We start from the raw sequence: 10,703 nt of genomic DNA on the forward strand, positions 1-10,703 counted from the left end.
CCGGCACCCTGCCCCGCGCCATGGCCTCCCTGCGCAACCTCGCCATCAGCGTCTTCCGCCAGGACGGCCACACCAACATCGCCGCCGCCCTCCGCCACACCGGCCGCGACTACCACCGGCCCCTACGAGCCCTCGGACTCACGTGACGAACCCAGACAGATCTCGATCATGCAATGACCCTGTACGCGGGGGGCGTCGGCGGATTTTTGCCATGCGCGGAGGAGCTTGGTGCTCCTCGTCCTTGCGTTTCACTGATTGCTTGAATGCATTGGGGGAAGTGGAATGCGTAATACCACTCGCAGAGGATTTGTCGGAATTCTTGCCGCGACGATGGGGGCCATGACCCTGGCAGGGCTGCCTGGTCAGGCCGTGGCGGCGGAGAGTCAGATTCCCTCCACGCCGCAGGCGTACGTCGCGTGGCTCGAGGCCAAGTCGGATCCGGGCGCTGCTGAGACGATCGCACAGTTCAAGGCGCTGCCCGAGGAGAAGCAGAAGAAGTTCATCGGCTATCTGAACGCGCCGGATCACTTCAAGGCGTTCATGGACGCGGTGGAGAGCCCGACCGCCAAGCGAAGTGTGCTTGCCGACGGCGACATCGTCATTGCCAAGGAAGAGCAGAGCGGGGAGATGTCCACGCGGGGGACTGCGGGCGACAAGAACGTCTGGCACAGCGTTTCCGACAAGATCTTCGGCATCAAGGTCACGACCGTGAAGCTCGGTGTCAACTACCGCACCACCGCCACCAGGACCACGAAGGTCTACGGAGGGTGGGCGAGCCACACGAACTGGGTGCCGGCTCTGAAGTTCGAGCACCAACCGATCAAGAACTGGATCTCCGCCGACCCGGGCAACAACGCGCACTCGGAGACCGTCTGGAAGGGCGAGTTCGCCGTGTACGGCGTCTGGTCGTGCCGTCACCGTGTCTGGGCCGACCAGGACGGCTTCAAGGGCGGATACCTCAAGCGCGTGTGACCCGCTCCGGCATGACGTGGGGCGTGCCTGCCTGATCGCCTGTCAACAGCCCGCCGGCTGATGCCGGCAACTCCGGCGGCCGTGGTCCCTCTGCGTTCTCTCGCACGGCATGAGTGCCGGCGCGGGGACAGCGAGGGCCACGGCCGCCGAAGTGCGCACCAGTGTGTGCGACGCGCCGGCCCCGCGGGTGAGCCGGGAGAGTGGTGTGGGGCGCTGGCAGGGCTTCCCTCACCCCCGGCCGCCGTGTATCGTTTCTCGATAACATCGAAAAACGATACACGGGGGTTGTGATGGCTGAGGACCGCAAGCTCCTCGAACCCTTCTCCAAAACGGTCTCGGGCCTTCTGCGGCTGCTTGTCGGCCTGCTTCTGATCGCCTTCGCCTTCAGCCTGTTCAACCAGGGCATCCCGTTCTGGAGTGCCGCAGAGAACTGCGTCACCGCCCACTGGATGGCAGGCAGTTCGAGTGCCGCCGACACCCTCTTCGGCACCCGTCCGGGAGCTCAGGTCACCGCGATCCCGCGATACTGCGCCGAGAACCCCAGCGGCTACCAGCGGTTCCTCGGACTCTTCACCGACGTCCCGTCGCTGATTCTCCTGATCTGCGGGCTCCTGGTACTCAACCGGCTCCTGCGATCGGCCGCGCAAGACGGCGTCTACACCCAGCAGACCGCCGCCAGGCTGCGGCTGCTCGGGTGGCTGCTGCTGGTCGGCAGCCTGGTCGCCGAGCTCGCCCAGGCGGTCGCCCAGGCGGCTCTGCTGGCGACACTCACCAAGGACGTCGCGTTCTCCCTCGACACGGTGGTGAACACCATGACAGCCCCCTACCTGGCGATGCTGACGGGTCTAGGGCTGCTGACCTTCGCGCGGATCATGAACGTCGGCGTAGCCATGCGTGAGGACCTCGAAGGGACTGTCTGATGCCGGCAGAGGCGAACGAGAACCGCGCCATCGATGTGCATCTCGACCGTCTCCTCGCAGAACGAGGCATGACGCTCACAGAACTCGCGGCCGCGGTCGGGGTCACCAACGTCAACCTTTCGATCCTCAAGAACGGCCGCGCAAAAGCGATCCGCTTCACCACCCTGACCAGCATCTGCCACGTGCTGGACTGCCAGCCGGGAGACCTCCTCAGCTACCGCGAAGCCGACGACAGCACTATCGAACCCGCATGAACCGGCACCAAACCACCCGCATACGAAAAGGAAGTCACCGATGATCGCAATGATGGACACCTGGATGAAGATCACCGCGGTGGCCGTCACCGTAGCGGCGATCGCCCTCGCGGTCGCCGCCACCAGGTGGCTCAAGCGACGCTAACGCAGCCCCGGAGCAGAAACGGGGCTGGTGCTTACCTGCGCGCTCCGACCGTTCCAGGCGCCTGCGGGAAGCGGTGCCGGGCGGAACCGGACCGTCGGCACCTGCCCCCGAGCCTGATGCGGGCAGCCCGCCGGCCCGCGCCCCCCGTCGCGGGTCGGCGGTCCCCAGCCGGTGCCCCGGACCGATGCCCCCGATCGGTCCGGGGCACCGCCGTGTCAGATCGCTCCCAGCTCTGTGAGCACGTGGGCGCGGTCGGTGGGGAGTTTCGCGCGGCGGTTGCGTTGGTTGGCGAGCCAGACGCCGAGTTTGACCGCGCGGTCCTGGCCGTCGTGGACGACGTGTTCGACGTGCCCTCGCGAGACGCCCGTCAGGGTGCCTTCGCGGGCGTGGTAGGCGCGGGCTGCGGCGAGGCCGCGTTCCCATGCCGCGGCACGGCCGCCGGCCTTTGGGGCCGCCGCGGCGGGCTCGGGCGCGGTGACTCCCAGTACGGCCAGTCGCTCGCGCTGCGCCGCCGATAGTTCGGCCCATGTCTCGCGCTGCCTGGCCAGCCATCGGCCGACGTCTGCGCCGTGCACGGTCACCCCGGGGGTGATCTCGTCTACCGCCGCGCCGCCGTCCACCACCAAGGCCCGCACTCCGGAGTAGGTATCGGGTGCGGGGCCGTGCGGAACCAAGTCGGGGCGGGCTAGCGCACGGCGGTCCGTCTGCGCCGCCGCGCCCAGTTCCTCTTCGGCCTGTGCGGAGGTCGAAGAGGTGAGTGGCCTGGGCGGGGCGGCGGTGGTGGAGGCTTCGAAGCGCCGGCGGCGCAGCTTCTCCGCGGCCTTCAGATCGGCCTTGAGCCGCCGGGCGGCCGCGGTCCGTGCGGCCTGGACGGAGCGGATCTGCTCCCGGCTCGCCGCAGCGGCCAGGAACGCCGACCCGAGATGGCGGCCGGTCGCGGCGTCGAAGACCTCGATGGTGTCGTCGTGATGGGGCAGGTGGCGTACCGAGACCTTCGTGCCGGTACGGCCGTTCATCCACGGGGCGAGGTAGTCGCGGCGGCGCCACCGCACCCCGCTGGTACTGATCGTGTACGTACGGCCGTCGTCCTCCAGGGCGAACGTCGCCAGCTGCCCCGCGGACACGTCCGTGAGCGGGGTCGCGCCGGCCTGCCACGCCTGGATGGGGGTCCTCCCGTTCAGCGCGGACGGATGGTGGCGGGTGTTCCACCAGCACACCCAGTCCAGCAGTAGTCCCACGAACGCCTCGTAGGTGAGCGGTGGGGCGTCGGGGTCGGCGAGTCGGCCGCGGTTGAGTTTCTGGCGGCCGGTGTAGCGGGGGAGTGAGACGAGGAACATCTCTTCCACCGCGTCGTTCAGCGCCTCGATCGTGCCCTTGAGATGCGGGCTGTAGGCGGGCAGGTCGGTGACGGGGACGGCGAGCGCGCCCATCGCCGCGGTGACCGTCTGGCACAGGAACTCCTTGCCGCGATCGACCCGGATCTGACCGGGCAGGCCGCCCACCGGTCCGAACGGCTCGCTGCGGGTGATCGCGATCCGCAGGGACGCCAGTACTGCGTCCCGGCTCGGAGCGTGCGCGGTGACCGCGGCCCCGGTGATCGCCTTGGTGGCGCAGTCGATGAACCAGGTCACCCACGGTGTGGCCAGCTCACCTTCCACATCGACTTCGACGGGCACGTGCTTGTGGTCGCCCTCCCACGCCGCGTTGCGATGCGTCGGCGGGCGCTGCCCGAACACGTCGTGAGCACGGCGGGCGGCTTCCCCACTCTTCAGCCCGGCCCGCTCGCCGCGGGTCAGGTCCCGGCGGATCGCCCGGTGCAACGTGGAGAGCTAGGGCACCGCGGGAGCGTTCGGATCGTCGGCCGCCCGCTGTACCAGCTCGGCGTGGACTCGGGAGGCATTACCGCCCCACAGCGCCAGCAGCCGCCGGACTTCGGTGGTGACCGTGAAATGGGGCGCCTCCACCCGTGCGAGGCGGTGATCCTTGCGGGCAGCGGCCAGCCACCGCCACACTGTCCGCTCCGACTTCCCCAACGCCTTTGCCACCAGGCGCACATGCGCGGCGCTCAGCTCACCGCGGCTGTCGAGGTCCAGCAGCCGGGGCATTGCCGCCGCCCGGCCCGACGTTGGCGGGAACAGGGCCACCGGACCGCCTTCGCGATCACCATCACGCCTTCCCTGCATCATGGCCCTTCCCACGAGAACCGGACGGCATGAACTGCCCTCCAGGTCCCAGGTATCGCAGCCCTTCGGCACCCTACTGACGTGAATCGGCATAAGACTGACAGCAGCCATGGTCATCCGATACAGATGTGCTCCACGTGCCGCCCAGCATGGTTGATCTGGTGCTCTGCACGGGCGCCGACGCCCGCGTCTTGTGGCCGGGGCGCGTATCCGGTGTCACTGACCCAGGTACGGGGCGTGCTGCTCGGACAGTTCGGCCGGGTGCAGGCACGTCTGGGCACGTGGTCATGTGTTGGGTACGTGAGGGGGAGCGGCGGGTGCGGTGGCGCCGGGTGGTGAGGCTGTTGATGTCTGTGGTGGCCGCGGTCAGGGCGTCCAGCCTCTCACCCCGTCCAACTGACCGCCGTCCGAGGGGTGAAAAATCATACCGGACAAGGAAATGAGCTGTCCGCATACAAGGAGATCAACTGTCCGCTCACCCGGACGTCCCACTGTCCGTGGACAGCGACTTCGACGCCTACTGGCGCTACCACCAGCAACGCGATCACCTACGGTTCACACCATCCGCTACCGCGACATACTCACCCTCGCCGCATGACCAACAGCCCGGGAACAAGGACTGCCCGCGGCGTTAGGGTTTCCGGGACAGGCCATACGGCACGCTGCACCCCTGGGGACGAAACAGTATGGGACACGGAGCGCGGAAGCAGCTGGCGGAGCTGCTCGATGACGCGCAGCGGCGCGGGGACTTCAGCACCCGTATCGAGATGTCGGCCCGCGCGCTGCGCATCGAGGTCGACGGGGTGGGGGAACTGCCGCTGCCGCTGCGTGCCCCGGTCACCAAGAAACTGATCGCGCAAGCCCGGCAGGCATCCTTCGGTCGTGGCGAGCAGACCCTGTCCGACACCAGCGTCCGCGACACCTGGGAGATCACTCCGGACCGCATCACGCTCGGCGGCACTGACTGGGACCGCACCCTGGACGGCGTCCTCGACGGTGTCCGCACGGCGCTCGGTCTGCCGCCCACCGTCGTCCTACGTGCCGAGCCGCACGCACTGCTCGTCTACGGCAAGGGCCAGTTCTTCCTGCCGCACCAAGACTCCGAGAAGGACGACTCCATGGTGGGCACCCTGGTCGTCTCGCTGCCCTCGCACCACACCGGCGGCGAACTCGTCGTCTCGCACGCCGGCCGCAGCGTCGTCCACCAGGCGTCCCGGGATAAGCTGACCTTCGCCGCCTTCTACGCGGACTGCCTGCACGAGGTCAAGCCCGTCAAGTCCGGCTACCGCGTCACCCTCACCATGAACCTCCTCGCTGAACGCATCCGCCCGGCTGGCGAAGACGACGGGGGCCCGGTCGCCGATCTGGCCCACTGCCTGACCGAACACTTCACCGAGCCGGCCGAAGAGCGCTACGCCTACGGCCGCCAGAAGGCCGCGCCCCCGAACCGTCTCGTGTACCTCCTCGACCACGAGTACACCCAGCGCGGCCTGGACTGGGACCGCCTCAAGGGAGCCGACGCCACCCGCACTGCCCTGCTCCGCCAGGCCGCCGCGGAGGCGGACTGCGAAGCGGTCCTCGCGTTGGCCGAGGTGAAGGAGACCTGGGACGCGCATGCGCCGTATGACCGCTACGACTACTACGGCGAGGTCGAGCACTATGACGACTGCGAGGACGAGGAGTGCGAGGGTGAATGCCTCCTGGACCCCGACGGGGAACCCGGTGCTGAGCGCCGCCGCAGCGGCGACTTCTCCGACTACGAACTGAACGAGCTGATCGACGACGAGATCACGCTGAGCTGGTGGACCCGCCCGGACGGCACCGGCGGCGAGCAGATCAACCTGCCCGTTGCGTACGCCGAGGTGTGCGCCACCACCGAGAACAAGGACCTGACGCCCTACCAGTCCGAGTACGAGGGCTACATGGGCAACTACGGCAACACCCTCGACCGCTGGTACCGGCGGGCTGCCGTGGTCCTGTGGCCCCGGCAGCGCTCGTTCACGGCCCGTGCCGAGGCCGGCTCCGAGGGCGCACTGCGGGAACTTCAGGGCCACCTGGATGCCGGGGACCTCGACCGGGCACGCACGCTTGCCCGGTCGCTCGCCCCGTTCTGGAAGCATCACGGTTCTAGTAAGGCGGCCGCGGCGCTCTTTGCCGCCGCCCTGCCCGTCGCGGTGGGACTGCGGGAAGCGGACACTGCCACGATGCTCCTCGCGCCTTTTGGGGTGGAGACTGTGGGTGAGCGGCACGCCTCGGGTCTCGCGGCAGCGGCCGCGCGGTACGGAAGGACGTGGGCCCGCGGGGCCGTCAGCAGCTGGTTCGGCACGGTTGGCGCGTACACCGGGGCCGGCCGCGCGGCGTGGCTCGAATCGCTGCCCGGCCTGTGCACCGCGCTGCGGGCCGCCGACGGCGATGGGGACGCGATGGCCTCGCCGCTGGCCGAGGGTGCCTGGCAAGCAGTCGAGCAGCAGCTCACTAGCTGGCTCGGCGTCGGCCGCGAGACGGAGCGCCGCACAGGAATGGAGGGGCTCGGCGTATCTCTGGCCCGCGTCCTGCAGGCGGCAGGGCCCGAGACCGCCGACACTATCGCCGCCACGCTGCGCGGCCTGCCGGACACCGCCCTGGAATGCCTGCTCCCCGCCCTGCGCACAGCGGCCCGCCAGCCGACGACCATACGCGATGGCGCACCCGCCGCCCGCGCTTTTCAGACCCTCGCAGACCACTGTGAGGACCGGCTCGCCGCGGCCCTCACCCGCCCCGTACGTGCGGCCGACGACTGGTCCCTCACCCTGGCCGGGACATGCCGGACTGGCTGCGGACTCTGCCCCGACTTGGACGCCTTCCTCACCTCCCGTACCCGCCACGTCATGGAGTGGCCGCTCGCGAAGGAGGGACGCCGCCACCTCCACAGCCGCATCGACCAGGCCGGCCTGCCCGTCTCCCACACCACCCGGCGCCAGGGACGTCCCTACGTACTGGTCTTGACCAAGACGGACGCCGTCTTCACCCGTGAACAGGCGACCCGCACCCGCGCCGAGACCGACCTGGCGTGGCTGCGGGACAAATGGCCCCGGGCGCGCGGTTGAGAGGTGACACATCCGTACCTCTTCTCCCCGACAGCGATGACGAGAAGAGCGAAGGGTGCGGGTCTAAACCATTTTGGGTACGAGGGTGATGGCCTTCGGCTGGACGCGGCGGGTCGGTTTGAGCCCCCTGCCCTTCCATGTCCCGCTGCCCGTCCGGTGCCGCTTACGGCCAGCGCATTCCGATCGCCGACAGCTGCTCGACCCGCTCGGGGGAGAGCGTGGCGGCTCTGCTGCGCTGGTTGCTGATCCATGACCCCAGTTTGAGGTCTTGTTCCTCCTGGCCCTGGCCGTCGTCGCCGGTGGCGATCCGCTCGACGTGTCCCCTGGGCACCCGAAGGTGGCCCTCTCGTTCGTAGAACTGGCGGGCGGCGGCGTAGTTCAGCGCCCACTTGTCGCCCTGCGTGCGGCGTGGCTTCGGCTTCTCGTCCTCGGCCGCCGGTTCGATCCCGAGGATCTGCTCGCACATCCACTGCTGCCCGCCGGTGAGCTTGTCCCATCCAAGGCGTTGTGCCCGGACCCATCGCCCGAGGTCCTCGCCCTGATGCACGACCTCGCCCGGCGCGGTCGGCAGCACGCCGCGGACCTGAAGGTGCTGGCGGACGAGACGGAAGGCGCGCTGCCATTGAACGGGCCAGGCGGGGCACCAGGACGGGTCGATGTCCTCCAGCTGCTCGCGCCGCTCCGGGGCCAGCGTCCCGGCGCGGGCGTCGGCTCGCGCGTTCTTCAGCCAGATGCCGGCCTTGTGGCCCCGGTGGACGGCGTCGAGCGGTGCCAGGAGGTGCCCGTTCTCCTTCGCCCACCCGCGCGCCGCGGTGAGTCCTTCCTCCCACGCGACGTCACGGTGCGACCAGACCATGCCCAGCTGCTCCAGCTGCCGGGCACGTTCGGTGTCCAGGCGGCCGCGGGCGTGTCGGTGGCGGGCGTCGGCGATCCACTGGCCGAGCGGGAAGCCTGCGAGCGAGGCCGGCCACACCTCCCGCGCCCCCTCACCCGCGCCGCCCTGGCCTTTGCCCTTGTGATCGGCTTCCTGCTCCCGGCTGTCGGGTACGCGGTACGTGAACGGGATCTTCAGGCCGCCGTGGAGCCGGGTGTAGATGACGGCCGCCTCCACACCCCGCCGCCAGTGCTCCTTCTCGGGGTTGAGGACGCGCAGGCTGATGAATGCCGCGAGCGCGGCCGCATCGCGCGGGGTGCTGAACTTCAGCAGCGCCCGCGCCGGCACCGAGACAAGGATGCCGTCTTCGCCCTCGGCGTGCTCTGCGTCCTGGCCTCCTGTGCGGCTCTGGACGCCCTTGGAGCGGCTGGGGGCCTGTGGCACGGCCAATGCCTCCACGATGCGGGTGTCATGCGCCCTGAGGGCTTCCAGGAGCTTGGCGAGCCCGCCGTACGCCCGGCTGGTGAGCATGTTGTCCGCCGTTTCCCCGGGCCCGAGCAGGATCGGTACCACCAGTGAGGCGACCTTGCCCTCACCTGGCTGGATGCGCAGGGCGCGGCCGACGGCCTGGACCAGGTCGGGCATGGAGCCGCGGACGTCGGCGAAGTACACGCTGTCGCAGTTCTGGATATCGACGCCTTCGCCCAGGACCTTCGCCGATCCCAGGAAGCGCCTGGCCGTGTTCGTGCCGCCAGCGAACTCGTCCAGCACGCGGCGCCGGTGGGCCGGTGGGTGATCGCCACAGAGCCAGTCGGCCCAGACCGCGCTCGGGTACAGCTCCGGGTCGTCCGCATGCAGCTGTGCGGCGACGTCGGGCAGGCCGGCCGCGAACGCCTCGGCCTCCCTGACCAGATGGTGGAAGACCAGCGTCCTGCCGAAGGACTCCTCGGCCGACGCCTTCACCAGCGCCGTCTGAAGAGCCGCGAGCCGCGCCCCGCGCACCTCATCCGACCGGCCTTCGACGCCCAGAACCCGCGTGGCCTGCAGCTGGGTGTCGGTGATGTCCACGCACACCACCTGGTACGGCGCACAGATGCCCCAGTTGATCGCCTCGGACAACGTCAGGGTGTAGCACCTGCTGCCGAACGGCCCGTCCGGATCATCCTCCATCGACGCGACCAGCTCACCGGCTACCCCCGGCTCGGTCTCGTCGTCCAGCTGCCACAGCCTCGGCGTGGCCGTCATGTACAGCCGCCGCAGTGCGGGGATACGAGTGTTGTCGTGCACGACCGCCCAGGGCTTGCCGATCCGCCCCGAGGTCCGGTGCGACTCGTCCACGACGACCAGGTCCCAGCCCGGAAGGCCGTCCTCGTGCGCCCGCTCCAGCGTGCCGAGCCCGAGCGAGGCGTACGTGGCGAACACCGTCACCTTCTCGAACGGCCGAACCCAGTCGACCAGCTCCTCCACCGCCGTGGTGTTCGGGAAGACCGCCTGATCCCCGCGCAGCGACGACACCCCGATCATCAGCCCCTTACGGCCTCCCTCATGCCACTCGGCCTGGGTCTGCGTGAGCAGGTCCAGCGAGGGCACCAGCACCAGCACCCGGCCCGCCCCCAGCTCCTCCGCGCTGCGCACGGCCACCAGAGTCTTGCCCGAGCCGGTCGCCATAACCACCTGCGTCCGCAACCCCCGCTCGGGCACAGCCGACCGCACCGGCAGTTCGAGCGCGCGCAGCACCGCGTCGACGGCCTCGCGCTGGTGGGGACGGAGAGTCTTCGGCACGCTGCCGCTCCTTTGCGGGCTCTACTGTCGTTGATGACGCAATCGTGGTGACGTTCCGGTGGCGCGTCACGGGTGTCATCCGGCGGGGGATGCTGAGGCAAGTTTGGATCTCAGCTTCACTTTGAAGCATACTAGAGAGGCGACTTCACCGCCCGGCACTGTGTCACGCCTGACAGACCATCACTCACATTCCTGAGCCGGCCTCCACCCCACACCCGCTCCTCTTGCTGGCGCTATCTTTTTGCTCCTGAAGCGAAGCGGAGGGAGCCGGTTCCGAAGGCGAAGCCCGGAAGAACCGCCGGGCGGGGGAGCGCAGCGGACCTGCCCGGAGTCTGGAGCAAAGCGGAAGACTCTTGTGAGGGCGTAGCCCTCACAAGCAAGCTCCGGGAGCGCAGCGGACGGAGCATCAATCCGCATGCGCAGCATGCGGATTGCGCGGGACGCGCAGCGTCCCGCTGGCGCTCCCGCGGAGCGGGAGCGCCACACC

General features: G+C 69.3%; 6 protein-coding genes and 1 pseudogene. 4 read left to right on the plus strand and 3 right to left on the minus strand.

The genetic code is table 11. The annotated features are described in order from the left end of the window. Positions 1-339 precede the first annotated feature (339 nt). From QMZ92_RS34980 to QMZ92_RS34990, 3 genes are all read left to right on the plus strand, one after another. Positions 340-972 carry a hypothetical protein gene (locus QMZ92_RS34980; protein WP_283301848.1) on the plus strand — a complete coding sequence of 211 codons (633 nt, stop codon included), beginning with the start codon at positions 340-342 and terminating at the stop codon, positions 970-972. A 290-nt stretch (positions 973-1,262) separates the two neighbouring features. Next, positions 1,263-1,892, plus strand: coding sequence for a DUF2975 domain-containing protein (locus QMZ92_RS34985; RefSeq protein ID WP_283301850.1), 630 nt, complete (start codon positions 1,263-1,265; stop codon positions 1,890-1,892). Then, entirely contained in the window at positions 1,892-2,146 is a 255-nt protein-coding gene (locus QMZ92_RS34990; protein ID WP_283301851.1) for a helix-turn-helix domain-containing protein, read from the plus strand. Before QMZ92_RS34985 ends, QMZ92_RS34990 begins: the two co-directional genes overlap by 1 nt. 360 nt (positions 2,147-2,506) lie before the next feature. Here the strand turns inward: QMZ92_RS34990 and QMZ92_RS36685 are convergent, their stop codons facing one another. Beyond that, positions 2,507-2,926, minus strand: a complete 420-nt coding sequence (locus QMZ92_RS36685; protein WP_171053255.1) for a helicase associated domain-containing protein — start codon at positions 2,924-2,926, stop codon at positions 2,507-2,509. A 21-nt stretch (positions 2,927-2,947) separates the two neighbouring features. Beyond that, a pseudogene (locus QMZ92_RS34995) lies at positions 2,948-4,396 on the minus strand (transposase); the annotation flags it as partial. A gap of 764 nt (positions 4,397-5,160) precedes the next feature. Between QMZ92_RS34995 and QMZ92_RS35005 the strand changes: the two are divergent. Continuing rightward, a complete protein-coding gene (locus QMZ92_RS35005) occupies positions 5,161-7,560 on the plus strand; it encodes a 2OG-Fe(II) oxygenase (RefSeq protein WP_283301858.1) in 2,400 nt (799 codons plus the stop codon). Positions 7,561-7,723: 163 nt separating this feature from the next. Here the strand turns inward: QMZ92_RS35005 and QMZ92_RS35010 are convergent, their stop codons facing one another. After that, positions 7,724-10,216 carry a DEAD/DEAH box helicase gene (locus tag QMZ92_RS35010; protein ID WP_283301860.1) on the minus strand — a complete coding sequence of 831 codons (2,493 nt, stop codon included), beginning with the start codon at positions 10,214-10,216 and terminating at the stop codon, positions 7,724-7,726. Positions 10,217-10,703 lie beyond the last annotated feature (487 nt).

The sequence above is a fragment of the Streptomyces sp. HNM0645 genome (assembly GCF_030056615.1).
GTDB classification, from domain to species: domain Bacteria; phylum Actinomycetota; class Actinomycetes; order Streptomycetales; family Streptomycetaceae; genus Streptomyces; species Streptomyces marianii.

Coding starts and splice junctions, on each gene's coding strand:
- QMZ92_RS34980 (WP_283301848.1), top strand. CDS start 340: ATGACCCTGGCAGGGCTGCCTGGTCAGGCCGTGGCGGCGGAGAGTCAG.
- QMZ92_RS34985 (WP_283301850.1), top strand. CDS start 1,263: ATGGCTGAGGACCGCAAGCTCCTCGAACCCTTCTCCAAAACGGTCTCG.
- QMZ92_RS34990 (WP_283301851.1), top strand. CDS start 1,892: ATGCCGGCAGAGGCGAACGAGAACCGCGCCATCGATGTGCATCTCGAC.
- QMZ92_RS35005 (WP_283301858.1), top strand. CDS start 5,161: ATGGGACACGGAGCGCGGAAGCAGCTGGCGGAGCTGCTCGATGACGCG.